The 26,553-nt window shown below is 38.0% G+C and carries 19 protein-coding genes; 15 read left to right on the forward strand and 4 right to left on the reverse strand.

Annotated elements, in window-relative coordinates:
• Nucleotides 1–390 precede the first annotated feature (390 nt).
• The 4 genes from panB (at nucleotide 391) to dinG (ending at nucleotide 5,464) form a co-directional block, all read left to right on the forward strand.
• On the forward strand, nucleotides 391–1,227 hold the full coding sequence (gene panB, locus MHH88_RS07700; RefSeq protein ID WP_339262231.1) for a 3-methyl-2-oxobutanoate hydroxymethyltransferase: 837 nt from the start codon (nucleotides 391–393) through the stop codon (nucleotides 1,225–1,227).
• Nucleotides 1,228–2,082, forward strand: coding sequence for a pantoate--beta-alanine ligase (gene panC, locus MHH88_RS07705; protein WP_339262232.1), 855 nt, complete (start codon nucleotides 1,228–1,230; stop codon nucleotides 2,080–2,082).
• Nucleotide 2,083: 1 nt separating this feature from the next.
• Complete coding sequence (panD, locus tag MHH88_RS07710) at nucleotides 2,084–2,467, forward strand: aspartate 1-decarboxylase (protein WP_069511740.1); 384 nt, start codon at nucleotides 2,084–2,086, stop codon at nucleotides 2,465–2,467.
• 225 nt (nucleotides 2,468–2,692) lie between these two features.
• A complete protein-coding gene (gene dinG, locus MHH88_RS07715; RefSeq protein ID WP_339262234.1) occupies nucleotides 2,693–5,464 on the forward strand; it encodes an ATP-dependent DNA helicase DinG in 2,772 nt (923 codons plus the stop codon).
• A gap of 71 nt (nucleotides 5,465–5,535) precedes the next feature.
• Here the strand turns inward: dinG and MHH88_RS07720 are convergent, their stop codons facing one another.
• Nucleotides 5,536–7,344: a diguanylate cyclase gene (locus tag MHH88_RS07720; protein ID WP_339262236.1), complete on the reverse strand. Its 1,809-nt coding sequence runs from the start codon at nucleotides 7,342–7,344 to the stop codon at nucleotides 5,536–5,538.
• Nucleotides 7,345–8,099: 755 nt separating this feature from the next.
• Here MHH88_RS07720 and MHH88_RS07725 point away from each other — a divergent pair.
• Nucleotides 8,100–8,426, forward strand: a complete 327-nt coding sequence (locus MHH88_RS07725; protein ID WP_339262238.1) for a DUF378 domain-containing protein — start codon at nucleotides 8,100–8,102, stop codon at nucleotides 8,424–8,426.
• Between the two features lie 83 nt (nucleotides 8,427–8,509).
• On the opposite strand, the gene MHH88_RS07730 is transcribed toward MHH88_RS07725, so the two are convergent.
• Together MHH88_RS07730 and MHH88_RS07735 are read right to left on the reverse strand one after the other, a co-directional pair.
• A complete protein-coding gene (locus MHH88_RS07730; RefSeq protein ID WP_339262240.1) occupies nucleotides 8,510–10,030 on the reverse strand; it encodes a CoA-acylating methylmalonate-semialdehyde dehydrogenase in 1,521 nt (506 codons plus the stop codon).
• 288 nt (nucleotides 10,031–10,318) lie between these two features.
• Nucleotides 10,319–11,488, reverse strand: a complete 1,170-nt coding sequence (locus MHH88_RS07735; RefSeq protein ID WP_339262241.1) for a PucR family transcriptional regulator ligand-binding domain-containing protein — start codon at nucleotides 11,486–11,488, stop codon at nucleotides 10,319–10,321.
• Nucleotides 11,489–11,627: 139 nt separating this feature from the next.
• Between MHH88_RS07735 and MHH88_RS07740 the strand changes: the two genes are divergently transcribed.
• From MHH88_RS07740 to MHH88_RS07765, 6 genes are all read left to right on the forward strand, one after another.
• Nucleotides 11,628–12,872, forward strand: a complete 1,245-nt coding sequence (locus MHH88_RS07740) for a Zn-dependent hydrolase (RefSeq protein ID WP_339262243.1) — start codon at nucleotides 11,628–11,630, stop codon at nucleotides 12,870–12,872.
• Nucleotides 12,873–13,007: 135 nt separating this feature from the next.
• Complete coding sequence (gene hydA, locus MHH88_RS07745) at nucleotides 13,008–14,408, forward strand: dihydropyrimidinase (RefSeq protein WP_339262244.1); 1,401 nt, start codon at nucleotides 13,008–13,010, stop codon at nucleotides 14,406–14,408.
• 197 nt (nucleotides 14,409–14,605) lie between these two features.
• Entirely contained in the window at nucleotides 14,606–15,973 is a 1,368-nt protein-coding gene (locus tag MHH88_RS07750) for an NAD(P)-dependent oxidoreductase (RefSeq protein ID WP_339262245.1), read from the forward strand.
• Nucleotides 15,974–15,986: 13 nt separating this feature from the next.
• Nucleotides 15,987–17,249 carry an NAD-dependent dihydropyrimidine dehydrogenase subunit PreA gene (gene preA / locus MHH88_RS07755; RefSeq protein WP_339262247.1) on the forward strand — a complete coding sequence of 421 codons (1,263 nt, stop codon included), beginning with the start codon at nucleotides 15,987–15,989 and terminating at the stop codon, nucleotides 17,247–17,249.
• Nucleotides 17,250–17,536: 287 nt separating this feature from the next.
• On the forward strand, nucleotides 17,537–19,057 hold the full coding sequence (locus tag MHH88_RS07760; RefSeq protein WP_069511723.1) for an NCS1 family transporter: 1,521 nt from the start codon (nucleotides 17,537–17,539) through the stop codon (nucleotides 19,055–19,057).
• A 20-nt stretch (nucleotides 19,058–19,077) separates the two neighbouring features.
• The gene (locus tag MHH88_RS07765) at nucleotides 19,078–19,287 is read left to right on the forward strand and encodes a hypothetical protein (protein ID WP_069511721.1); all 210 of its coding nucleotides are present in this window, start codon (nucleotides 19,078–19,080) and stop codon (nucleotides 19,285–19,287) included.
• Nucleotides 19,288–19,409: 122 nt separating this feature from the next.
• On the opposite strand, the gene MHH88_RS07770 is transcribed toward MHH88_RS07765, so the two are convergent.
• A complete protein-coding gene (locus MHH88_RS07770) occupies nucleotides 19,410–20,795 on the reverse strand; it encodes an amino acid permease (RefSeq protein WP_339262249.1) in 1,386 nt (461 codons plus the stop codon).
• 520 nt (nucleotides 20,796–21,315) lie between these two features.
• Here MHH88_RS07770 and MHH88_RS07775 point away from each other — a divergent pair.
• The 4 genes from MHH88_RS07775 to MHH88_RS07790 all read left to right on the forward strand — a co-directional run bounded on the left by MHH88_RS07775 (nucleotide 21,316) and on the right by MHH88_RS07790 (nucleotide 26,482).
• On the forward strand, nucleotides 21,316–22,689 hold the full coding sequence (locus MHH88_RS07775) for an amino acid permease (RefSeq protein WP_069511718.1): 1,374 nt from the start codon (nucleotides 21,316–21,318) through the stop codon (nucleotides 22,687–22,689).
• A 167-nt stretch (nucleotides 22,690–22,856) separates the two neighbouring features.
• Nucleotides 22,857–24,251 carry a spore germination protein gene (locus tag MHH88_RS07780; RefSeq protein WP_339262251.1) on the forward strand — a complete coding sequence of 465 codons (1,395 nt, stop codon included), beginning with the start codon at nucleotides 22,857–22,859 and terminating at the stop codon, nucleotides 24,249–24,251.
• A 30-nt stretch (nucleotides 24,252–24,281) separates the two neighbouring features.
• Nucleotides 24,282–25,373, forward strand: a complete 1,092-nt coding sequence (locus MHH88_RS07785) for a GerAB/ArcD/ProY family transporter (RefSeq protein WP_339262253.1) — start codon at nucleotides 24,282–24,284, stop codon at nucleotides 25,371–25,373.
• Nucleotides 25,370–26,482 carry a Ger(x)C family spore germination protein gene (locus MHH88_RS07790; protein WP_339262254.1) on the forward strand — a complete coding sequence of 371 codons (1,113 nt, stop codon included), beginning with the start codon at nucleotides 25,370–25,372 and terminating at the stop codon, nucleotides 26,480–26,482. The genes MHH88_RS07785 and MHH88_RS07790 overlap by 4 nt, the downstream gene beginning before the upstream one ends.
• The last annotated feature ends 71 nt before the right edge of the window (nucleotides 26,483–26,553 follow it).

Below are 26,553 nucleotides of genomic sequence, written 5' to 3' on the forward strand. Positions count from 1 at the left end.
TAGTGAATCTGTTATAGTAATGGCTGAAGGGCAGTATCCTTGTGAACGGCACCTTCAATAGCGTTTGACAATTTACAACAAATATCTGCCTTGATCTTTTATAGACAGGGACGGAAGAAAACGATACGTTCAAAATTTAACTTATTTGAGTGGGAAAACCTAATCGCAAATGATAAATCGCGACTAGTTTTTATCTGCCTAATTAACGTTAAAACCTCTTCATGCATCACTTCAATACGATTTTGTTTTATCCAGATAACAAAATTTAGATGATGTGTTGGCAACAGTGAGGGAAAAAACGGTACTGAACGAACTCATGACCTTTCTGTCCAAATTTAGGAATAGAAAGGTCTTTTTTGTTTTCTTTCCTTAAAAAAGGAGGACTACACAATGAAGACAACATCAGATTTTTTAAAGATGAAAGCAAATGGGGAGAAAATTGTGATGCTAACAGCCTACGATTATCCTTCCGCAAAATTTGCCGAGCAAGCCGGCGTTGATATGATTCTAGTGGGAGATTCACTTGGAATGGTTGTACTCGGTTATTCTTCAACGATGCCAGTGACAGTAGCCGATATGGTTCATCATGCAAAAGCTGTCCGTCGTGGGGCAAAAAATACGTTTGTTGTCGTGGACATGCCATTTGGTTCTTATCACGGGGATGTCAATGACACGTTAAAAACTGCCGTATCTATGATGCAAGAAACTGGTGCAGATGCCCTTAAGGTTGAAGGTGCAGGAGATGTACTGCCAGTGATTAGTAAATTAACATCAGCAGGTATTCCAGTCGTTGCACATTTAGGTTTGCAACCGCAATTAGCAGGCGTGCTTGGAGGCTATAAGGTACAAGGAAAAACAGCCGAACAGGCAGCACAACTTATTGAAAATGCCAAACAATGTGAAGCAGCAGGCGCATGTGCAGTTGTATTAGAATGTATTCCACATCAACTAACGGATATAGTATCCGCAGCACTTATGATTCCGACGATCGGTATTGGGGCGGGTATTGAGGCTGATGGACAAGTGTTAGTGTTCCATGACATGCTGAGCTATGGTTCGCATCACATGCCAAAATTTGTAGAACAATTTGCTGATATGGGAAGTGAAGCAAGCAGCGGCATTACCAATTATGTCAATGCTGTGAAGATGGGGACATTTCCAACAATAAACCACTCTTTTACGATGAAAGAAGAAGCATTGGATCAGCTATACGGGGGCGTAAAGTAAATGAAAGTCATTACTACAATTAAAGCACTGACATCAGAAATTCAAGCAGCTAAACGAGCGCAAAAAACAATTGGACTAGTGCCAACAATGGGTTTTTTACATGAAGGTCACTTAACATTAGCATCAAAAGCTCGTGCAGAAAATGACCTTGTTGTGATGAGCATTTTTGTTAACCCAACACAATTTGGTCCAAATGAGGATTTTGAAAGTTACCCTCGTGATTTGGCAAGGGACACGGCTTTAGCACAATCTGTCGGTGTAGATATAATCTTTGCACCAAGTGTGGAAGAAATATATCCGCATGATGGTGGTATTCGTATCCGCGCAGGTGAGCAGGCAACGCTGCTATGCGGGGCAAGCCGTCCGGGGCATTTTGATGGTGTTTTACAGGTGGTATCAATATTATTTCATTTAACACAGCCAACACGTGCTTATTTCGGACAAAAGGATGCCCAACAAGTGGCACTTATCTCTACGATGGTGCGAGATTACCATTTTCCTTTAGAGATTCGTGTCGTACCAATTGTCCGCGAGGAGGATGGTTTAGCGAAGTCATCACGCAATGTATATTTAAACGAGGTAGATCGCAAAGAAGCACCAGCTATATATGAGGCTTTGCAACTGGCTCAACATAGCTTTTTAGCGAATGGTGATGTAACAGCAGCCCTTGCAAAGGCAAAAGCTCATATCGCAGCACGCACACATGGCAAAATTGACTATATTGAAATATTGGCTTATCCAGACCTACTGCCTGTAACAGCTCAAACGGCACAAGTTCTTTTGGCGGCAGCTGTCTACATCGGCCAAACACGTTTAATTGATAATTGTATCTTTAATGTGAAAGAAGGAAAATAACATGTTACGAATGATGATGAATAGTAAAATCCACCGTGCTACTGTCACGGAAGCGGATTTAAATTATGTAGGCTCAATTACAATTGATGAGGATATTTTAGACGCGGTTGGAATGTTGCCAAATGAAAAAGTGCATATTGTGAATAATAATAATGGGGCGCGCTTTGAAACGTATATTATTGCAGGTGAGCGCGGATCAGGCGTGATTTGTGTTAATGGGGCAGCAGCGCGTCTCGTTCAACGTGGAGATATTGTGATTATTATTGCTTATGTTTATGTGGATAATGCTGAGGCCAAGGATCATAAACCGACAGTAGCCATTATGGGAGAAGGCAATACCATTAAAGAAATGATTGCCTACGAACCAGAAGCAACTATATTGTAGTGCCAGTCACCCACACAATTCTTTTAGAAAAATCCACTTCGCTTACGGTATGTCCGCAGAAAGCGAAGTGGAATTTTTTTGGTGCCAGTCACTAGAACAATTCGTAAAATTCGCATAATTCATACGATTCTCGCGCTTTTTTTTATTGAAATGGCGCAAGGATGACCTGCGAGATGTATTTATGATAAAATTCATCTATCTAATGTGAACTGTGAGTTGAGATGTATGATGGAAAGTCAAAAGTATGCAATAGTTGATTTGGAGACGACAGGTCATTCTCCAGCAAATGGTGACCGAATGATTCAAATTGCCATTGTCATTATGAAGGATTGGAAAATTGAACGCACCTATACGAAATTTATTCATCCAGGTAAATCAATTCCGTCCTTTATTCAAGATTTAACGCATATAACGGACGAGGATGTGAAAGATGCCTTGCCGTTCGAGGCACATGCCGACTACATATACGAATTAATTTCCGATTGTGTTTTTGTCGCGCATAATACGGATTTTGACTTATCCTTTTTACAAGCAGAATTTAAACGAGCGGGATTACCAAAATGGCATGGTAAGAAAATGGATACAGTTGAATTAGCGAAAATATTATTTCCAATGTCACTTAGTTTTAAGCTAGGTGATTTAGCCGCAGATTTAAATATTGAACTTGAAAATGCACATAGAGCGGATGATGATGCGCTTGCAACAGCTGAGCTTTTTAAACGTAGTTGGAAAGAGCTTCTAAACCTTCCACAACTAACGCTCGAACAAATGCATAAACGCTCATTCCGTTTAAAATCTAATTTGTCTCAGCTTTTCTTTGAAGCATTACAAATTAAACGTCATCATAGAACAACGGATGAAAATATTACGTACTATCGCAATTTTGCAATTTGTGATGGGCGGCAAAAACAGGTGCTAAAATCCGAACTAGCACCTTATCCAAAGACAACACATGCTAAAGAAGCATTGATGACAAAAGCTCTGCCAAATTTCGAGCAACGACCTGCCCAATTTACGATGATGGATACGATTTGGCAAGCATTAAATGACAAAGAAGAATGTGTGATTGAGGCTTCCACGGGGATCGGTAAAACAGTTGGCTATCTTTTACCTAGTATTTTATATGCACGGGCGAACAATAAAAAAATTGCGATTAGTACGTATACAGCACATTTACAGGAGCAACTTGTAGAAGAAGAACTACCAAAAATCGAAAAAATTCTTAATACAAAAGTAAACGTTGCTGTACTGAAAGGCATGCAACATTATATCGACCTTGCTCGTTTTGAACAGTGTATGGCATATGCGGATGAATCATATGATGATACTTTTACCATTTTACAGTTGCTTGTGTGGCTGACAAAAACGCAGACAGGCGTATTAAGTGAACTTAATGTTTCTGGTGGAGGACAGCTTTTTTTAGAAAAAATTCGCAAATTACCCGAGGAGAAACCGACAAAGGGCTTTGATTTTTATGAGCAAGCATTAAAAAATAGTACGACAGCAGATTGCATCGTGACAAATCATTCGATGGTCATTAGTGATTTAGTTCGTCAAACACCAATTTTTACACAAATTGATGGGTGGATTATTGATGAAGCGCATCAGGTTATTCAAGCAGCTATGCAACAAGATGAAACCATCTTTTCCTACACACAATGGAAGTATATTTTTGGTCAAATTGGTACATTGGAAGATACAGCGCTCTTTCAACAATTCAGTCAGGCTGCCAAAAAGAAACAGCGCATAGCGATGCAAAGTTTACAGCAACTTGACAAACAATTTATCCGCTTACAGCGCGTTTTCGATGAAACTATTGGGCATGCTGTACAAAAAATGCAACAGCAAGTTCGAGGCAAACAGGCTAGTAGCAAATGTACCCTGTTCTTAGAGGATATATCACTAGCAAAAGAGCCGCTCTTACAAGTCAGCAAACTATTACAGCATTGGCTTGATCTCGCGGTGGAAGCCGGTAAAGCTTTTGAAAATAACATTGAGCAGTTAGATAAAAATGAGGTTTTTATTTTATCTGAGTGGCACTATTGGATTCGGGAGATGAAGCTAAGAATTGCAGAATGGGAGGAAATCTTCCTTTTACATCAGGACGATCATTCTGTTTGGTTTGAATTTGATTTACGCAGTGTCCCTGGCAGTCTACACGTTTATAAAAAGCCAGTGAATGTGACGCCAATTATTGAAAAAGTAATGGCGCCACTTCGTAAACAAGCCAGTATCGTTTGGACTTCTGGCACTTTAACCGTACCAGGCAATGAACGCTTTATTACGCGTCAGCTTGGCATTTCAGATAGTGTGCAAGTTATGCAGTTACAAGCACCAGCATCATATTATTCTGGTGCAAAGGCGTTTATTGTCACAGATATGCCAGATATTCAACAAGTGACGCAGGCAGAGTATATTGAAGCTGTGGCGCATGCGATTACACGCACTGTTCGCATGACGGAAGGACGTTGCTTTGTATTATTCACTGCCCAAGATATGTTAAGAAAAACGGTCGAGCTGATACAAGATAGTGAGCTTCTCGATGACTATATGCTCTTTGCACAAGGTGTCACAGGCGGTAGTCGCATGCGCATTCTTAAATCATTTCAGAAGTTCAACCAAGCAGTGCTATTTGGCACAAACAGCTTCTGGGAAGGGGTAGACGTTCCTGGTGATGCACTTTCTTCTGTTATTGTTGTACGACTACCGTTTTCTTCACCAGAGGAGCCAGTGTTCAAGGCACGAGCCAAACATTTAACATTACAAGGGCGCAACTCCTTTACAGAGCTATCATTGCCGGAAGCGATTATGCGCTTTAAGCAAGGATTTGGCCGTTTAATTCGATCATCCCAAGACAAGGGCGCATTTATTGTGCTAGATCGCCGTATTAGCACAAAATCTTATGGGAAAGAATTTATTCATGCATTGCCACCTATAGATGTCAAGAAGCTACAATTGCCGGAATTGCTGAAGGAATTAAGTAATTGGCAGAAATAAAAAGAATCCCTTTTAGCTTGATGCTAGAAGGGATTTTAAATTTAAATGGCCATTCGGTTTTAGCGTTGATACTAATTACTAAAAAGAAGAGAGGTGGCGTCTTCCTTATTTAAATACGCGACACAGTTACGTCCTTTATTTTTGGCTTGATACAATGCTTGGTCGCACCTTGTTAATAATGTTGTAAGCGTATCGCCTTGTACATATGTGGTTACACCAAAACTACTCGTTTTTTGATTAACAATTGGAAACTGATAATTTTCTAGTTGAAGTCGGAGCTCCTCAGCAAGTTGAAGTGCTTCATTTAATGTGGTTTGGGGACAAATAACTAAAAATTCCTCACCACCCCATCGACCGATTGTATCCTGTTCCCTAATGGATTTTTTAAATAACTCTGCTGCATTGATCAATACAATATCTCCAACTTGATGACCGAATGTATCATTTACTGCTTTAAAATAATCGATATCAAGCAAAATAATGGAAAGAGGCATTGCCTGATTTTGTGCCTGTTTTAATGCCTCATCCAATACATAATCCAAGCGAACTCGATTCGGTATTTGCGTTAATTTATCAGTATTAGCGATATTTTCAAGTTCCTGCCTTGCCTTCTCCAATTCTTGCGTCCGTTCCTGTACTTTAAATTCAAGCGTTTCATTTATCATTTGCTGCATTTTTTGATGCTCTTTTTTTATAAGATTAATTTTATCCCCGAGTGCTAGTGATAAAAAGATTGCTTCAAAAGTAGCTCCAATTGCTGGTATATCTTCGAATATTCTTGGATGAAATGGGATGATGCTTAAAAAAGCTAACGCTTGAACAATGACAGACCCTAGTAATACTGACCAACCAATCAAATAAAAACGAGCCATTTTTTGTCCTTTAAGCCAAACAAGTAGTCCAGATAACCAAAGAAAGGAAAGTACCACAACTGCAAAAATGGTTGTGAAATTATTTACAATAGCAATATCTGGAATAATAAATACGGCGATTAGTGATGAAATAGAAAGCCATAATAAGACAGTTGCAAGTAAGTGAAACTTCGGTAAATATGTTTTTAGCTCCAGAAACTCTTTGGAAAATAAAATCATGAAAATAAGTAATAAATTCCCACTAATCACTAACGAGCGCATAAAAAACCATTCAGGTAAGTAATGGCCTGCTATTTCTAAGTCTAAGGAGTTCATCGTCGCTTGATAAAAAATAAAACTTAGCATATACAAGACATAATAAAAATACGCTTTTTCTTTTAAAGAAAAAAACAAAAATAAATTATATATTAATAAGGCAAACATAAAGCCATAAAACATACCCGAGAAAAATTTATATGAAATGATTTTTTCTAAAAAGCCCTCTGTTGTATACAAATAGGACATAAAACTTTTTGGAAGAACGCCATCTAACTTTACATAAATTGCTGTAGTAGATGGGTCTGTTATAGTAAAGACATTCGAACGGTAGTCAATCTTTTGCTCGTTTATATGGGAAATGCCGCTTTTTTGTTGTTCGTAAGAATCATTTTCTTTTACTAAAAACAATTCAACATTGTCTAGTTTATCAATAGATTCTAACCAATAGGGCCCTTGTTTATTATCCATGATTTCTGCAGTATGGAGCCTTAGCCAAATCGTATCGTTTGTATGCCAAAAAAACAAATAATTTTGGTTACTTGTCTCAAAGGATTGATCATAATCACCAGATAAGATGTCCTCAATTGTAATGGATTTTGAAGGATCACGAAAAATATCAAAGTATTGCCCTAATACAATAGGCTCTGAAAGTTCTGTGGCATTACTTTTTAAAGGAAAGAACATTACCATACTTAATGTCACGAGCATTGCAATCATAATCATAACATTTATTACAATTTTCTTTTTCATATTTTTCTTTCACCTACGTTTCATAAATAAGTCATTTAATTAATCGTATCTATACGTAATACATAGCAACTTAGGGAATTAGCTCCTTAAGAAGAATTACCTTAAGTAATATACCATATTTTCTTTGCTATTTTCTGAATTTACCAATAAAATACATGGTTTTTATATTATCGAATGTTACCTTAGACCATACGAGAAGCATAAAGGGAAATTAATTTGGAAAACAAGATGATATTTAAGATGAGTGTTTAGCGTTTTAGCATTGGGAATGCATTATCCGATACAACCATGGCCTATAAAGAAAGCAAGACGATATGTAGAGATAGAGGATACGTATCTTTTATAGTTGAAAAAGTGAAGGTATTTTATGGTCAGTAACGTAAATTTTTCGTTTGATAAAATGTGGGAGATAATCATCGTAATTAACAGCATTCTAGATGGAATTGGGGCACTAATGCATGCTTATATGTAGTCATTTATTCGTGCATTTTTTGTATTTCAAAATTCCTTATGAAAACAATTTCTTCTTCCTGAGCTGAAGTGGCTCATTGTATAAAAAAACGGTTATTGCAAAAAATAAGACCGTCATCATGAGTGTTGTAAAAAATTTACATGACACATTCATCTAAATGGCACGTATTTTTGGCTTTATCGCCAAGACAGTTATAACAGCGTTGCCTTTGAGAATGGTAAAGGTTTGTCTTTGCCATACAATAAGTGCTTCGCCAAACAATAGAAGGAAGGAGGTGCTACAAATGGGTGTAGTTTATAGGATTGCCTTAGTTCTTGTAATTATCGGTGCAATTAACTGGGGACTAATAGGATTTTTTAGATTTGATTTAGTCGCATATTTATTTGGTGGTCAAACAGCGGTATTGTCGAGATGGATTTATGCACTTGTCGGAATTGCTGGGCTTATTTCAATCCCAATCCTTATGAAGCGTTTAGATGAGGAAGAGGACTTCGATGCACATACTCGTATTCACAACAATCCGAGTTATGGTATGGAAGCTGGGGAAGAAGCAGATTTCACAGACGTTCCAAAAACGAAGAAAAAGGATTCAGATAATAAAAAAATGTAAGCTTTTTAAAACTGATGGCCCTTTGGGTGCGTCAGTTTTTTAATAACAAGAAGCCGCCTCAAAAAATGAAACGGCTCCTCCTATTAGTCGTTGTTACTTGGGAAGGCAAAGGAGGATGCAGACTCGTTCGTATCCTCAAACCATTTTTCGGAAATGGTTTTAGCCTTTGTAAAGAAGCGTACTTGGTCTGGCCCAAACATATGACCTTCGCCAAACTTTGAACGTTTCCAGCCGCCAAAATTATGATAGCCAACGGGAATTGGAATAGGTACGTTAACGCCTACCATCCCAACTTCTATTTCAGAAGTGAATTTACGCGCAGCCGCGCCATTATTTGTAAAGATCGTGACGCCGTTCCCTAACTCATGGTTATTAATTAAGCTTATCGCCTCTTCCAATGTTTGTACACGTACGACATTTCGTGCAGGTCCAAATACTTCCTGTTCGTAAATTTCCATCCCTGGCTTGACGTTATCCAATAAAGTTGGCCCTAAGTAAAATCCTTTAGAGTTTTTTGAGATGTCTGGTTGACGACCATCGCACACAATTGTAGCGCCTTCTTGAAGACTGCGGTCGATAAAGCCGATGATGGAGTCCTTCGATTGTTGTGTAATAACAGGACCAAAATCTACTTCTGGATCCGTGTAAGGCCCTACTTTTAAATTAGCAATTTTATCAGCTAATATTTTAACAAGCTTATCAGCGGTTGTCTCACCAACTGGAATAATTGTCGAAATCGCCATACAACGTTGAGAAGCTGCCCCATATGCCGCCCCTAAAAAGGCATTAGCAGCTTGTTCCAAATCGGCATCAGGCATGACCACCATATTGTTTTTACCGCCACCTAATGCTGTTACTCGTTTTCCATATTTTGAGCCTGTTGCGTAAATATATTCAGCAACTGGTGTTGATCCAACAAAAGAAATCGCTTCAACAGAAGGATTTTCTAACAGTTCGTTTACGGTCTCTTTATCACCATTGATGACCGTCCAAATCCCATCAGGCAAACCGGATTCCTTCCACAGCTCTGATAGCAAGAGGGCAGAGCATGGAACACGTTCAGACGGTTTTAAAATAACGGCATTTCCTACTGCAACTGCCATGCTTGTAATGGCAAGTGGCACCATTACTGGGAAGTTAAAGGGAGAAATTGCCGCTACAACGCCAAGTGGTGCTTTTGTAGAATAGGCATTAATATTTCCACCTACATTGACCGAATATTCCCCTTTAACTAAATGAGGAGCATTAATTGCCAAATCGACTGACTCTAATCCCCGTGTAATTTCACCTTTTGCATCCTCAATCGTTTTGCCACTTTCAGTACAAATCATGTCGATTAATTCATCCATGCGCGATGTTAATAACTGTCGAAACTTTAGTACAATCTCTGCACGTTTGCCAACAGAAAGTGCGCGCCAAGCTGGAAAGGCATTTTGAGCAGTAGCGATTGCCTGTTGTACCTCTTCCTTTGTAGCAAGTGGGACGTGGGCAATGACAGCTCCTGTACTCGGGTTGTAGACATTAGAAAAGCGCCCACTTCGCCCCGCCACAATGGTGCCATTAATAAAATGTCCTAATTCTTTTACGTCCGTATTCGTTACCATCTTAATTATTCCTCCTTCGATTACATGCAATAAAAACATTACACAAGATATTCTTACTCTATTCATTGTGAAAATAATGCGACGAATAAGTAGTTTTAATAAGCTTTATTTAATTAACTTTGCAAGCTACCTATGTCGCAATTTCCTTATACCAACAGGTGGGCAATCTATGACGTTTAAAGATTACGCCATTAATACTTTATATGAATAGGAAAAATATTTTAGAAGGGTTATCTATTGATTGAAAATTCTGATATATAAAACGAGGTGCATGGACGTAGTATCCCATTATTGATGTGTTAAGACATCTTCAATTAAAAATGCTAGGTAGAGATTGGTTTTAGTAAATGGATTTGTTAAATCCATATCTAACAGTGATTCTATTTTTTTGATTTTATATAGAACAGTATTACGATGAATATATTGCCGTTCGCTAATTTTACTTGTACTCCCATTTTCTTCGAGAAATATGCGTAAAAATGCTACATAATCCGTATTGTGCAGTTCATCATATCGTTGTAATTGACCGAGAATATCATGGCTAAAGGATTGCATTAATGGCTGGTTTTGTACGGCCATAATAATTTGATAGGCACCGATATCTTTATATTTGTACAAAAAACGATTGTTATGAAGCTGTGCTAATTGGATAACGGTTAACGATTCTTCATAGCTTTTACGTATATTTTCATATTCTTTTTGATAGTTTCCTTTGCCAATAATGATATCGAGAAAGCCATTTTTTTGTTTGATTTTTTCATAGATTTCTTCAACTACTTTTGAGAAGGGGATGTTCGGTGTATTAATTTGCGCTCGGTCAATTAAAAAAATGAGGTGATTTTTATGTTTTAGTTTTAAAAAGCGTTTATACCGATGTTGAAAGGCAAATTGGATCATCACTTCATAGCGATCAATGCTAGAGTGTGCACCTATTGTTGTGCAAGTGATAATAGCAAGTTCTCTACCTTGTGGGAAACCAAGTTGTGCCAGTTGTACTTTCTGCGTATCCATCTGTTTTTTGGATTGAAAAAGTAAATTGTAAAGCACCTTTTCTTCAATGGAATGTTCTTGATGATGGTTGGCTATAAATTGAAAAGTTGTTTTTAATAAATCAGCTACGCGGCAATGCCAAGGCATTTGAAAAATAGGGAAATCATGCTCGTTAGCAAAAGCGATGATAGATTCAGGAATGGCAGGAATATAAGGGCCGATATTGATAATAAATCCTGCTACTTTTTTGCTATAAGCTAACTTAATGAGTCGTTCTAAGGAATCTTCCTGCTGTGATAAGTTAATACCTGTCGTGACGACCAATTCATTTGGCCGACAAAACATAATTAAATCAATGCTCTCTACTACGTTAATACCTGTAACTCTTCGATGTCCACCACTATGTCCAGCTACTAATGTAAGCATAGGGAATTGAACTCCCTCCACAATTTTGTGAATCGTTCCCATCTTTTCCCCCCTTATTATGAACATAACTTACCATATATCATGTGCAGATGCACATATTTTTTTAGTCTGATATCCATATCTCGTAAAAATTATCTATTTTAGAATGTTTAGTAACTACTGTGAAAGAGAGGACTTGCATATGTATAAATGTAATAGTAGACGATTGCAAGATTCGATTGAACAATTTAGTCAGTTTGGAGCTACTTTAAACGGTGGTGTCACGCGTTTATCTCTTTCGAAAGAAGATGTGTTAGCTAGAAATTATTTTTGTAAGTGCTGTGAAGAATTAGGGATGGAAATCAAAGTAGATGATATGGCCAATATCTATGCGATGCTACCAGGCAAAAAAGAAGTTCCGCCAATTGTTATGGGCTCTCATTTGGATTCAGTTGAAAAGGGTGGAAAGTTTGATGGTGTTTTAGGTGTGTTAACAGCCTTGGAAGCGATTCGAACATTAAAGGACAATGAAGTGGAGTTAGATGTGCCATTAATGATTGTGAATTTTACGAATGAAGAAGGGGCTCGCTTTGATCCGGCGATGATGAGCTCAGGCGTCATTGCTGCAAAATTTGAAAAAGCCCAAATGCTACAGTCCGTCGATAATAATGGCATGACTTTTCAAGCAGCACTTCAAGCAAGTGGTTATGAGGGAGAGCAACAACATCGCTTAAAGGAAGCCCTTGCTTATATTGAACTCCATATCGAACAAGGGCCCGTTTTAGAGGCAAAGCAAATGGAAATAGGTGTTGTTGAAGGGGTACTAGGAATGGTTTGTTATGAAATTACCTTTACTGGCCAATCCAATCATGCAGGAACAACACCGATGGCGATGCGCCAAGACCCGATGATTGTTGCCGCAAAAACAATGGTATTTTTACATGAACAGCTTGGCAAAATCGACGAGCAACTAGTATATACATTTGGGCGGATGCATGTTTTACCTAATATCCATACCGTTATACCAAATAAAGTGACGTTTACAATTGATTCACGGCATCAAAATCCTGCCATTATGCAAAAGGTCGAGGAAGTATTGAAAAACTTGCCTACAGAAGATAAAGGGTGTCGAATAGAACCGGCGAAACTATGGGGAAGAGATACAGTATTATTTGATCGACAAATTTGTGATGAAATCGAAACAGCTTGCCAACGATTTGGCTATACCTCTCATCGAATGTTTAGTGGAGCAGGGCATGATGCGCAATATATAGCAACGATGATACCTTCAGCAATGATTTTCGTACCAAGTATTAATGGAAAGAGTCATTGCGAGGAGGAAGACACATCATTTGAAGATTGCGCAAAGGGAGCAGATATTCTCCTCGAAACAGTATTAACGATGCAAACAAAATACAGTATGGGGCAAACGTACAGCTTACATTAAAATTTGAAATTTATCATGATTGTTACGTCTCTATTACTAACTAAAAAGCTGCCAAGGTGATGCTGCAAAGAATCAAATGAAATGGATACAGTCAAAATAGTTTACTTGAATATGGAACACGAAAGGTAGGATAGTATGAAAAAAATCATTCAAGGTGGACGAGTCGCAACTGCTTCAGATGTCTACGAAGCAGATATTCTTATTGAGAACGGAATCATTGTACAGATAGGTAAAAATTTATCTGTTGCAGGTGCGGAAATCATTGATGCGACTGGTAAATACGTAATGCCAGGAGGAATTGATCCACATACCCATTTAGATATGCCTTTTAATAATACAGTAACAGACGATGATTGGAAATCAGGCACGATAGCGGCTGCGTTTGGCGGCACCACAACGATTTTAGACTTTTGTTTAACAGCAGGTGAAGAGAAACTTTCTACGGCTGTTGAAAAATGGCATGAAAAAGCAAAAGGGAAATCTGCGATTGATTATGGATTCCATTTAATGATTGGCGATTTAACACCACAGACAGAAGTGGAATTACCCGTGTTACTAGAGCAAGAAGGAATTACCTCTGTAAAGGTTTTTATGGCCTATGCAAAAGAATTCCAAGCGACAGATCGCACGCTTTTTAAAGCTTTTAAGATTGCAAAAGATGTTGGGGCGATTGTTATGGTGCACTGTGAAAATGGCTCGGTTATCGATGAGCTTGTCGAAGAGGCAAGACGTGCGGGACATAAAGAACCAATTTATCATGCACTTACACGTCCAGCACAATTAGAAGGGGAAGCCACAAAACGCGCGATTGAACTAGCGCATATAGCAGGTGCGACGCTGTATGTAGTCCATGTAACTTGTAAAGAAGCGGTAGACGAAATTATCGCAGCGCGTGAAAAAGGATATGACGTCTATGGCGAAACATGTCCACCTTATTTAACATTAGACCAGTCTGCTTTAGCACAACCAGGCTTTGAAGGGGCGAAATATGTATGGTCACCACCACTTCGTCCGAAATACCATCAGGAACATCTATGGAATGCCTTAAAAGCGAAGCAATTACAAACAATTGGTTCCGATCAATGCTCGTTTAGTTTTAACGGCAAAAAGCAATTAGGCTTAAATGATTTTTCTAAAATTCCGAATGGTGGACCGTTTATTGAAGATCGCTTTAGTATTTTATATTCAGAAGGGGTTGCCAAAGGGAAAATAACAGTCAATGAATTTGTGGATATGATTGCTACAAATGCTGCAAAAGTTTTTGGTCTGTTTCCACAAAAAGGGACAATTGCTATTGGTTCTGACGCAGATATCGTGATTTTCGATCCTAATGTAAAACGCGAAATTTCAGCAAAAACCCACCATATGAATGTGGACTACAACCCATATGAAGGTTGGGAAGTGACGGGGGAACCGGTTACTGTGCTTGTGCGTGGGGAATATGTTATTAAAGAGAAAGAATTTGTTGGTGTACTAGGCAGTGGTCGCTATATCAAACGCCAATTGAAAAAGGCTGCGGAAACGATAAAAATCTAACTTGTTTTTGCAAATATTCCGTGTGGCTTCAACACTGTTGTCACACATTCAATGCAGCACCTTTCAAGCAGGATTTAAACAATCATACAAAGGTGTAATTGAGAAATAGGCATGGCCGATTGTTTTGACTGGAGAACAAAACAATCGGCTATTAAACAATGGCAAGTTCAACAAGAACACATGAGGGGGATGTAGAAATGGTTCCGATGCAAGAGCATGCAATGACCAAGCTACTTCAACGTAATTTTGTTGAGTTAACAAGTCGAATGACCAAAAATGAAGCAATGGAAGAAGCAAATCGTTGCCTTTATTGTTATGATGCACCCTGTATTAAAGCTTGTCCAACAAGCATTCAAATCCCAAATTTCATAAAAAAAATTGCATCAGGGAATATGAAGGGTTCTGCCACTACTATATTAGAAGCAAACCCAATTGGTGCAAGTTGTGCAAGAGTTTGTCCAACAGAAGAGCTCTGTGAAGGGGCATGTGTGTTAAATTCCTCAACAAAGCCAATAAAAATCGGAGAACTACAGCGTTATGCGACAGATTGGGCGATGGAGACAGGTGCACAGCTATTTAAGAAAGGCGAAAGCAATGGACTGAAAGTAGCCATTATTGGAGCGGGTCCAGCTGGTCTTTCGGCGGCGCGTGAGCTTAGTCGATTTGGTTATAGTGTCACAATCTATGAGGCTGAAGCAAAGGCAGGTGGTTTAGGAAGCTATGGTATCGTGTCGTTTCGCTTACCAAATGAGGTAGCGGATTGGGAAGTCGAGCAAATTGTCAAACTCGGTGTGAACATTCAAACAAACACGACAGTAGGTATCGACATCTCTGCTGAGGATATATTAGCACAATACGACAGTGTTATTTTAGCAGTCGGTATGGGGGCTGTGCCACATCTCGGCATCGAAGGAGAAGATCTGTTAGGCGTACATGATGCCATTGAATTTGTAAAACAAACAAAAGTGGGAGCGCTTCCAACTGATTTAGTAGGGAAACGTGTAGCAGTTATTGGCGCTGGGAATACCGCAATTGATGGTGCTACTTGTGCTGTTCGTTTAGGTGCGGATAATGTGAAAATACTGTATAGAAGAACGCAAAAAGAAATGACCGCATACAAATTTGAATTTGAATTTGCCAAGCAAGATGGCGTGGAGTTTCAATGGTTAACAGCGCCGAAAAAAATCATCGGCAATGATGCAGGTGAAGTAATTGGCATTGAATGCGTTCACATGAAGCTCGGTGAAGCAGGAGCAGATGGTCGTCAAAGACCAGAAGAGGTTGCAGGATCCAATTTTATTTTAACGGTTGATGCAGTTATTAAAGCAATTGGTCAAACGCGTTTTGTGTCATTAATTGAAGCGTTTGGCTTACAGCATACAAATGGTGTTGTCGATATTGATGAAATGACGATGCAAACATCGAATAAAAAAGTGTTTGCATGTGGGGATGTTGTTTTTGGCAACGGACAAGGAGAGGCAATGGTTGTAACAGCGGTTCAGCAAGGAAAAGATGCCGCTCATAAGATTCATGAACGTTTAAGAAAACCAAGCGAGATTGCATAAGGGGGGAAGTGACATGGCAGATTTACGAATTGATTTAGCGGGAATCAAATCACCCAATCCATTTTGGCTTGCATCGGCACCACCTACGAACTCAGGCTATCAAGTGCAACGTGCATTTGAAGCAGGGTGGGGTGGTGCAGTGTGGAAAACATTGGGGGAACCGATTTTAAATGTTTCTTCACGATTTGCAGCGGTTAGTTATAACGGACAACGTGTGGCAGGTTTTAATAATATTGAATTAATAACCGATCGTCCGTTGGAGGTAAATTTAAAAGAGATTTATGAAACGAAAAAAAGGTTTCCTCATCACGCCATTATTGCTTCCCTTATGGTAGAACCAAAGCAAGAAAAGTGGCATGAAATTGTGCAACGCGTAGAAGATGTGGGGGTAGATGGTCTTGAGCTTAACTTTGGTTGTCCACATGGCATGGCAGAACGAGGAATGGGCTCCGCCTCTGGTCAAGTACCTGAATTGGTGGAAAAGCAAACGTATTGGGTGAAGGAAGTGGCACGCACGCCGGTTATTGTGAAGCTAACACCTAATATTACAGATATAACCGTAACGGCTGAAGCAGCAACAAGGGGTGGCGCAGATGCCATTAGTATGATTAATACCATTAATAGCTTAGCGGGTGTTGATTTAGATACTTGGCATACAGTCCCTCATGTTGCGGGTAAGGGTGCGCATGGTGGCTATTGTGGTCCAGCTGTTAAACCGATTGCCCTTAATATGGTAGCAGAGTGTGCTCGTAATCCTCACATTCAGGTTCCAATATCAGGTATAGGTGGTATTTCCAATTGGCAAGATGCAGCCGAGTTTATATTAATGGGTGCAACGGGTGTGCAAGTTTGTACAGCAGCTATGCATCACGGATTTAGTATTGTTGAAGATATGATTGATGGACTAAATAATTATTTAGATGATAAGGGAATTGCATCGGTAAAGGAATTAGTTGGTCGCTCGGTGCCTCGTTATTCAGACTGGGGCAATCTAGATTTAAACTATAAAATCGTTGCAGAAATTAATAATGATGTATGTATTAACTGTAATAAGTGCCATATTGCATGCGAAGATACATCTCATCAATGTATCGATTTATATACGGAAAACGGGCAGCCCATGCTAAAAGTTCGCGAAGAAGATTGCGTTGGTTGTAATTTATGTTCGATTGTGTGTCCGGTTGATGGAGCAATATCCATGGTCGAAAAACAATCCGCCATTGCACCAATGACTTGGAATGAGCGTCAAATGTTAATGAATAGTCTATCTAAATAAAAGGTTCAACTGTGTAAGGATTAACTATGTTTCCACCTTCCTTGTAAATGATTTCGGAAAGGAAGGAAAGCCTCATGGAGTTGTCACGGAAATCTCTTTTATTCAGTAGAGCATTCTCCCATGTAAAAGCTAGCTGGAACAAAGTGCTATATTTCAGGGGATAATGATTCAATGTCTGAATAAATGCATGCTGTCGGTGCATGGAACGAATAATGAGCGATAATTGTTGTTTCCTTATTCGGATCCCTTATGCCGATGCATAATCTATTCAAAAAGGAGCGAAATGTATGGAACATGACGGGAATTATTTGAAATCCCCTGATTTACTTCCAGTGACACATCAACAAAGAAATATTGGAACATTCGGTTTTGCAGTCATTTGGATAGGAATGGCTATTGTATTAGCTGCATTTGCAATTGGTGGTTCTGCTATTATGAGTTTACCTTTGCCGATGGTTATTTTAGCTACATTGATTGGCTCTTGTTTAATCGGTGTATTTATGACATTGATTGGTGATATCGGGATTGAGCATGGCTTATCCTTCCCTGTATATATGCGTGCTCCATTCGGGACTTTTGGAACTCACATTCCATCGTTAGTGCGGGGCGTGACAGCAGCCTGTTGGTTTGGTATAAACACCTATTTCGGGGCTATGGCTATCAATGGTATTCTCAATTTACTGTTTGATTTTAATAATTGGTTTCTATGTTTTCTAGTCTTTGCTGCCTTACAATTATTTAATACTTCCTTAGGTATTAAATCAATTGAACGATTTGCAGATTTAGCAGCTCCGATTATTATTTTAATTTCCTGCTGGATGTATATAACATTAGCAGATGCGGCAACAACACAAGGCAAAGATGTGTGGACTTGGGTTGAGACGCCAACTACGGGTATGGCGGCATTTACAGCATTTATGATTGTTATCATGGCAAATATGGGATTCTGGGCTACGTTAGCCGCTGATATGCCCTCATTGTCTCGCTTCTTTAAAGCACCTAAAAATGAGCGCAATTGGTTTAAACGGAACAAAACCCAGTTAGTCGGTTCTTTAATTGTAATGCCCATCACGAATACATTTATCGTTACAATAGGCGCCGTTTGTTATATGGCTGTAGCATCGGCAGATCCAATCAATGCATTACAGCAAAGTGCAAGTGGCTTTATCCTGGGAATTTTGTTATTAATGATTGTCTTAGCGCAATGGTCAACGAATACGTCTGCTAATGTGATTCCAGCAGCTACTATTTTCTCTAATATTGGCGGTCCAAAAGTACCGTTTTGGGTTGGCGTTGTAATTGCGGGTGTAATAGGAATTCTTGCACAGCCATGGAGCTTATTTGATGTTTTAGTCAACGCACTCTTAATTATAGGTGGTATTTTAACAGCCATTGTTGGTATTTTATACGCAGATTATTATTTAATTCGAAAAAGACGCATCAATGTCAAAGACTTGTATGAGCTAAACGGTCAATTCAAATATATGAATGGCTTTAATTTAGCTGGCTTAATCGCTTGGGTTATCGGCGGTGTCATTGCAAATATTTTCTCTGCTTATTCGTCACTAGTTGGTTTTATTGTTGGAGCGCTTGTTTACTATGTGTTAGCGAAGTACTGGTGGTTTAAAAAGTATCCTCAAGCTGAATTAGAAGATCCAAGTGATGCGAAGTATTTAGGGATTACAGCTGGTCATAACTTGGATGAACTATTTGGGCAAGATTTGGTGCCACAGCCCGCAGTTGGCTCAGATGACGCTAAGACAGTAGATCAAACGGAACCACTTTTAGAAGTAAAAGGTGCTGATTAGTAGAGAGAAGGGGTGAGCGTATGTCTGATTTCTTACAAAGTACGGAAGAAATCAAGAAAGTGGATGATTTTTTAGACAGCGGCTTTAAAATACAATATGTCTATGAAAACTTAAGTGGCATGTTTGTAGAATTTGCACGGCAGGAAGAAGTTGTACATTTGCAAATTCTTACAGCGGATGCCCGCAAATATTTTGCCGCAAAACTTCAGGAACAAACCTTATTGCAATAGTTATAGCGTAAGCCGCAACCTCTGCTACCACGCAGATTGTTGCGGCTTACGTTTTATGCGTTGCCACAAGGGGCAACACAGCTTTTAAATTGTTTGTAAATTGTTTGAGTGACTGGCACGATTTAATTCATCGTGCTATGCTTTCGTCCATATACAAAGTACACAATTAAACCGAATAAAAACCAAAGTCCACAAGCAATCCATGTATGAATAGATAGCTGGGAAATTAAAAATAAGCACATCAAGAATGACAGAATCGGTAGTACAGGGAAGAACGGTACTTTAAAACCACCTGATGGAATATTTTCATTTTTACGTAAATAGATGACGCCGATTGAAACGATTGTGAAAGCTACTAGCGTACCCATATTGACAAGTTCTGTAAGCTTCGATAACGGAACAAAGCCGGCGCAGAAGGCTACAAGTATAGCGAATACCCAAGTGTTCTTGACAGGGGTTTTAAACTTAGGACTCAGTTCAGCCATACTTTTTGGTAGTAAACCATCACGACCTAACGCATATAGCAAGCGTGTCCCCCCATAGGACATAACAAGGATAACCGTCATCATACCTACAACGGCACCAAGGGAAATAATACCCGCAATCCAGTCTTGATGAACGAGTTGCATAACATAGCTGACAGGATCACTAACGTTAAGATCTGTGTAAGGCACCATACCTGTTAATACAAGTGAAACGACAACATAAAGAACTGTACATATTAATAAGGAGCCAATAATACCAATTGGCATATTACGTTGAGGATTTTTTACTTCTTCAGCTGCTGATGAAACAGCATCAAACCCAAGATAAGCGAAAAATACAAGAGCAGCGCCACTTAATACACCACTTACGCCAAACGGAAGAAACGGTTGCCAATTTGTTGGTTCAACGTAAAATACACCAACGCCAATAAATAGTAAAATGACGCCCACCTTCAAAAAGACCATAATAGAATTTAATCGAGTGGATTCTTTTATGCCAAGCATTAAGAAAAAGGCTGTGGCAAAAATAATAACGATGGCTGGTAAATTGATATACGTACCAGCGGAAGGGTTAAATGACCCTGAGATTGCTGTTGGTAGCGAAATATTAAAGCCAGCAAGTAGCGCACTTAAATACGATGACCATCCAGTTGCAACGGCTGCAACAGCTAATCCATACTCTAATAACAGTGCCCAGCCAACTAGCCAAGCAACGATTTCACCAAATACAATATAACCATACGTATAGGCACTCCCCGTGACAGGTACACTTGATGAAAACTCAGAATAACACATACCCGCTAACGCACAGACGATGGCTGCTATGATAAATGAAAAAACAATTCCAGGCCCTGCATGGGTAGCAGACACCGTTCCAGGCAAGATAAATATCCCTGTGCCAACAATTGCGCCCACACCAAGCAATATCAGGTCAAAAGCCCCTAGCGATTGTTTAAGCTGAATGGTTCCTTCTTTTTTTAATAAATCCGCTATATTTTTTCTTCTAAATAATAAATTTCTCACATGAAAGCCTCTTTTTCTTAGAAATATGTAAAAATCTTATACTTTTTTGACATTCAGGTCAATTATTTATACGAATTCGAAGTGAAATTGGTCGAATTTTAAGAAATATTAAAATCTAAAGAAAAGAAAGAAGTTTTTTGGTATAGGAATGATAATTATGAATATTCTGAAATAATAATACCATTAAAAAGAGCATTGAGTTTAAATATAATATTACGCTATTAATATAGTAATTGAGAGGGCACTATACATGGTGAAAAGAAGGCAGTAATTTTATGGATGTCTGTTTTTGTAGACCATTTATTATTTACTTATAACTTGATTTATATGGATTATTGGTTTCTGTATTGGGGTGTAGATAAAGCCCTTTCAAAGAGAATATTAAACGATGTATTTATTATATTAAAATTGAAAAAATATTGTTTTTCCTAAAAATACATTTGTATTTTTGAGAAGAATTTATTATTATTTATAAAGTAATTTATCGTTCTTATATTAAGATAGAAAGAGGCGTATTCAAGTGGCAAAAAAAGAATTAAAGAGAGGGTTGGAAGCGCGACATATTCAAATGATCGCTCTAGGTGGTACGATTGGTGTAGGCCTATTTATGGGATCAGCTAGCGCTATCCAGTGGACTGGACCATCCGTGCTCCTTGCATATGCTATCTCGGGCATTTTTATATTTTTCATCATGCGAGCTATGGGTGAGATGCTCTATGTAGAGCCAAGTACTGGATCTTTTGCAACATTCGGTTATAAATATATTCATCCATTGGCGGGTTATTTAACTGCGTGGAGTAACTGGTTTCAGTGGGTTATCGTCGGGATGTCTGAAATTATAGCAGTCGGAACATATATGCAATATTGGTATCCTGATTTACCTGCATGGATTCCTGGGTTAATTGCTATGGTTATACTAGGTGTAGCAAACTTTATTTCTGTTAAATCATTCGGCGAATTTGAATTTTGGTTTGCGATGATTAAGATCGTTACAATTGTGCTTATGATTGTGGCAGGTATTGGTCTTATTTTCTTTGGGTTTGGAAATGACGGTATGCCAATCGGTTTATCCAATCTGTGGTCACATGGTGGCTTCTTCACAGGTGGTTGGACAGGTTTCTTCTTTGCATTATCTTTAGTCGTGGCGGCTTACCAAGGGGTAGAGCTTATCGGAATTACGGCTGGAGAAGCAAAAAATCCGCAAAAAACAATTACCAATGCTATCCAAAGTATTATTTGGCGCATTTTAATTTTCTATATCGGTGCGATTTTTGTTATTGTAACGGTTTACCCTTGGGATGAGTTAGGAACGATTGGTAGTCCGTTTGTTGCTACTTTTGCTAAGGTAGGGATTACGGCAGCGGCTGGTATTATTAACTTTGTTGTAATTACAGCAGCTATGAGTGGTTGTAATAGTGGCATTTACAGTGCGGGACGTATGCTTTATACACTGGCTATGAATGGTCAGGCACCTAAGTTTTTTGCCAAGGTTTCAAATAACGGTGTTCCGATTTTAGGTACTGCTGGCGTATTAGTTGGGTTAGTCATAGGTGTTATTTTAAGTTATATTGCACCAGAAAACCTATTCGTCTATGTTTATAGTGCAAGTGTACTTCCTGGGATGATTCCTTGGTTTATTATTTTAATTAGTCAAATTCGGTTTAGAAAAGTAAAAGCAGCGCAAATGGAAAATCACCCATTTAAAACGCCTTTAGCTCCTTTGACAAACTATGCAACCATCGCGTTTTTAGTTATGGTGCTTATCGGTATGTGGTTTAATGAGGATACGCGTGTTTCGTTAATTGTAGGGATCGCTTTCCTTATACTTGTAACATTTAGTTATTATGTGTTTGGTATTGGAAAAGAAAGACCTGCTGACAAGCGTACAAAATAATAGAAAAAGGATGTGTCTCTTTAATTGAGATACATCCTTTTTTCTATAGTAGAATCGAGATTTTTTAGAGATGTTCCATACATAGTTATTCAAAAAAGGGATAAGCTACATAAAGAAATATGTTGTGTCCATGATACATAAAGGCGTTTAACGGGGGTTGAAATGGCATGGAAGAAAGAGAACAGCAAGTAATTGACCAGATAAAGGACAAGGTTCAAGAAATTGATGATGTCGTTATAAAAGAGATGGTTACTGATGCAGGGGATGCGACAATTATCTATTTCTCTTCTCTTATCGAGAAAATGACATTACAATCGATGGTTTTCATACCGTTAGCGAACCATGTTAATCAAATTTTTCAAGTATCTGATGCAGTAGAATTAGACGATGTGGAATTGATTTTGCAAAAATTAGATGCAGGCCAAACCTTATTGTTTTTCCATAAAACAGCTCAACTACGTGTGATTGACACCTATAGTGCCCCTACACGTTCGATAACAAATACGGAAACAGAGTCAACAGTTATTGGACCACAAGATGCTTTTACTGAATCATTAGAGACCAATATTTCATTAGTAAAAAGACGGATTCAAAATCCAATGTTAAAAAATGAAACACTCACTGTAGGAACAGAAACCAATATTAAAATTTCAATTTTATATATAGAGAATATCGTAAATAAAGAAAATTTAGACACGCTACGAGAGCGAATCAATCAAATACAATTCCCTTTTTTTACAGATATTTCAGAGCTCAAGCAACTGATTGAAGATAATCCGTTATCTCCTTTCCCACAGCATTATATGAGCGTACGACCAGATAGTGTTAGTCAGTATCTGATTGACGGAAGAATCGTGATTTTTATGGACAATAGTCAGGCAGCGATTGTTTGTCCTACATCATTTTTTGAAATGTTTGTTTCGGTCGAAGATTATTATAACCGTTGGACCACAGCATCATTACTCAGAATGCTTCGCTTTTTTGGTTTTTTCCTAACCATCATGATTACGCCGATGTATATATCTGCTTTAACATTTCATCCTGAAGTGTTACCATATGAGCTTTTGTTAAATCTTCAGGAATCGAGAAGTAAAGTTCCATTTCCACCGCTAATAGAAGTTTTGTTTATTGAATTAATTATTGAAGTGCTGCGCGAAGCGGGTTCGCGAATGCCTGCTAAAGTTGGTCAAACGATTGGTATCGTAGGAGGTATCGTTATCGGTACAGCTGCTGTTGAAGCGGGATTGCTTAGTAATATTCTAATTGTATTGGTTGCGACATCTGCCTTACTGTCATTTCTACCACCAATTTTTTTATTGAGTAATACAAGTAGATTTATTCGTTACATTTTTATTTTATCTGCAGGTCTATTTGGGTTATACGGATTAATGCTAGCATTTGCATGGCTATTTGCTCATTTACTGCGATTAAATTCATTAGGAACACCCTATATGTCACCCGTTGTTCCTCGTAATGCCAGTGATTTATTCGATAGTATTATTCGATTTCCAACAAAATATTTAAAAGCCAAGAAAGGTATTTCTAGAGCACAAAAAAAATAAAAGCTTTTGTAGCATTTGAGGTGGATTCAGTTGAGTACAGGTAAGAGTAAGAAAAAGCTATTAAATGCATATCATGTTGTTTTTTTAGCACAAAGCGTCATGATTGGTACCGGTATTCTCTCCCTGCCTCAGCAACTTAGTTCTTTAGGATATAGCCAAGCATTGATGCCATTGCTTTTTGGTGTGATTGCGAGTGTTACACTTTACCCAATGATTTGGATTATGTCAAAATATCCAAATGACAACCTATTTCGTATCAATGAAATCCTACTAGGTAAATGGTTAGGGAAATGTATCAATCTTTTTTTCGTTATTCAATTTCTCGTTTTTATTGCAGGCATTATTAGTAATTATATGCATCTAATTCAAAGTACGGCTCTTCAAGAACAAACCATTACAGGACCTGTTTTTTGTTTTTTATTATTGCTTCTTTACATGGTCAGTGGAGGCATTAAATCAATTGCCCGATTTTGTATTATGACCTTTTTTCTGACGATAGGCATTCTATATTTTACACATTGGGCATTTGAAAAGGGCGATATGAGTCACTTTTTACCTCTATTTAATTTTTTTAGTGTGAATGACTTTTATGAGGCATTAAAAAGAGGTTATTTATCGATTCTAGGTTATGAATTAATCATGTTTTATTATCCCTACATTGTCGATCAAAAAAAAGCATTCCGTCATTCGTTAATTGGCATTTGGATTAGTATCTTACTTTGTTTTATTACGACAGCGATTAGTGTCATGTATTATTCCGAATGGCAACTCGAATATGTGGAATTTTCAGTACTAAACTTATTTAAAGCTGGGGAGTTTTCGTTTATTGAAAGAATTGATATTTTTGGCATTACATTATGGGTGTTTTTCATTTTATCGACCGTGGCTGTCTATTTATGGTGTGCAAAAAAAGGGGTAGAGACTTTAATATCTAAAAAAAGTAAGGTTTATTTATACATCTTAGTCGCCATTATTTTCTTTGTTGTAAAAATGCCATCCTCAAGAGAATTTCAAGATAAATTATTTACAAGTGCCAATTATGTTGGCTATATGTTAATTCTTTGGCCAGTATTATTAATGATGGTTTATGTACTTCGAAAAAAGAAGCAGGTGCAAGTATGAGCAAAAAACTTCTTTATATCACTCTTTGTATCCAATTATTCGTTTTAGCCGCTTGTACGGAAAAAGAAGTAAAAGTTCCACTTGAAGATGTCGGAATGGTGGGCATTATCGCATTTGATTATATTGATAAGGATAGTATGAAATTAACCGTCGCCATTCCTCAATATTCACCTGAAGCGCAACGTAGCACGCAGACATTTACTGTGACTACGGAACTTGTTTCAAATGGCATTGTGGAAATAGAAAAACTTTCAGATAAAAAAATTGTTTTTAATCAGTTACGCGTTGTGTTGTTTAATGAAGAGTTCGCACGTCAAGGCAATATTCGAAAAGTGCTTCAGCATTTATACCGAAATGCGGAAGTTGGGAATAAAGTACTTATTGCGATTGTGAAGGAAAAAGGAGAGGAAATGCTGAAATATAATTATCCCGATAAACCGAATATTAATTTCTATTTAAACGATTTATTGCAACCTAGCATTAACACCGCGTTTAATCCTAATACGAACATCCATGATTTTATGTATACCATTTCAAATCCGGTGTTTGATCCGATTATTCCGTTTATTGATAAAAATAGTGACAAAATCGAAATAAAAGGAATTGCTGTATTTAAAGGTAACCAAATGATTGAATTGATTACGCCCAATGAGGCACTCATTATTCAGGCAATTCAAGGAAGAAAAAATCTTGCGCCATTAGATATTAAAATGGAACAAGGGCATGGCAAAGAAAAATTATTGATTGACTTAGTGGAAAATGATGTGCATATTGAGAGCAATAAAAATATGCATTCACCTAAACTCACGATAGCATTAACAATCAAAGGAACATTAAGTGAATACAAAGGTGAACGAGAAAATGATTTATTCACCATAGAAAGTTTAGCGGAATTAGAAAAAGATGTGAATAAAGAGTTGGAGCAAGATATTAAAAAGTTTCTAGATAAACTCAATGAATGGCAAGTAGATCCAAGTGGTCTTAGTGAATACTTCCGAATGTACCATCGCGGAAAATGGACAACAGAAAAGAAGCGAGAGATTATTAGTAAAGTAGCAATCGATGTACAGGTGAAAACATCCATCATTAGTACAGGAACTTTAAAATAAACTGCTTTAGTGAAGAAAATATCACTACTATTGAGATATATGTTGACAACTATCACCAACACAACTGAACT

This window comes from Lysinibacillus sp. FSL K6-3209, assembly GCF_037976175.1.
GTDB lineage: Bacteria > Bacillota > Bacilli > Bacillales_A > Planococcaceae > Lysinibacillus > Lysinibacillus sphaericus_D.

Coding starts and splice junctions, on each gene's coding strand:
- MHH88_RS07735 (WP_339262241.1), bottom strand. CDS start 11,488: ATGGGAACGATTCACAAAATTGTGGAGGGAGTTCAATTCCCTATGCTT.
- MHH88_RS07720 (WP_339262236.1), bottom strand. CDS start 7,344: ATGAAAAAGAAAATTGTAATAAATGTTATGATTATGATTGCAATGCTC.
- MHH88_RS07790 (WP_339262254.1), top strand. CDS start 25,370: ATGAGCAAAAAACTTCTTTATATCACTCTTTGTATCCAATTATTCGTT.
- MHH88_RS07730 (WP_339262240.1), bottom strand. CDS start 10,030: ATGGTAACGAATACGGACGTAAAAGAATTAGGACATTTTATTAATGGC.
- hydA (WP_339262244.1), top strand. CDS start 13,008: ATGAAAAAAATCATTCAAGGTGGACGAGTCGCAACTGCTTCAGATGTC.
- dinG (WP_339262234.1), top strand. CDS start 2,693: ATGATGGAAAGTCAAAAGTATGCAATAGTTGATTTGGAGACGACAGGT.
- panB (WP_339262231.1), top strand. CDS start 391: ATGAAGACAACATCAGATTTTTTAAAGATGAAAGCAAATGGGGAGAAA.
- panC (WP_339262232.1), top strand. CDS start 1,228: ATGAAAGTCATTACTACAATTAAAGCACTGACATCAGAAATTCAAGCA.
- MHH88_RS07780 (WP_339262251.1), top strand. CDS start 22,857: ATGGAAGAAAGAGAACAGCAAGTAATTGACCAGATAAAGGACAAGGTT.
- MHH88_RS07765 (WP_069511721.1), top strand. CDS start 19,078: ATGTCTGATTTCTTACAAAGTACGGAAGAAATCAAGAAAGTGGATGAT.
- panD (WP_069511740.1), top strand. CDS start 2,084: ATGTTACGAATGATGATGAATAGTAAAATCCACCGTGCTACTGTCACG.
- MHH88_RS07750 (WP_339262245.1), top strand. CDS start 14,606: ATGGTTCCGATGCAAGAGCATGCAATGACCAAGCTACTTCAACGTAAT.
- MHH88_RS07725 (WP_339262238.1), top strand. CDS start 8,100: ATGGGTGTAGTTTATAGGATTGCCTTAGTTCTTGTAATTATCGGTGCA.
- preA (WP_339262247.1), top strand. CDS start 15,987: ATGGCAGATTTACGAATTGATTTAGCGGGAATCAAATCACCCAATCCA.
- MHH88_RS07760 (WP_069511723.1), top strand. CDS start 17,537: ATGGAACATGACGGGAATTATTTGAAATCCCCTGATTTACTTCCAGTG.
- MHH88_RS07740 (WP_339262243.1), top strand. CDS start 11,628: ATGTATAAATGTAATAGTAGACGATTGCAAGATTCGATTGAACAATTT.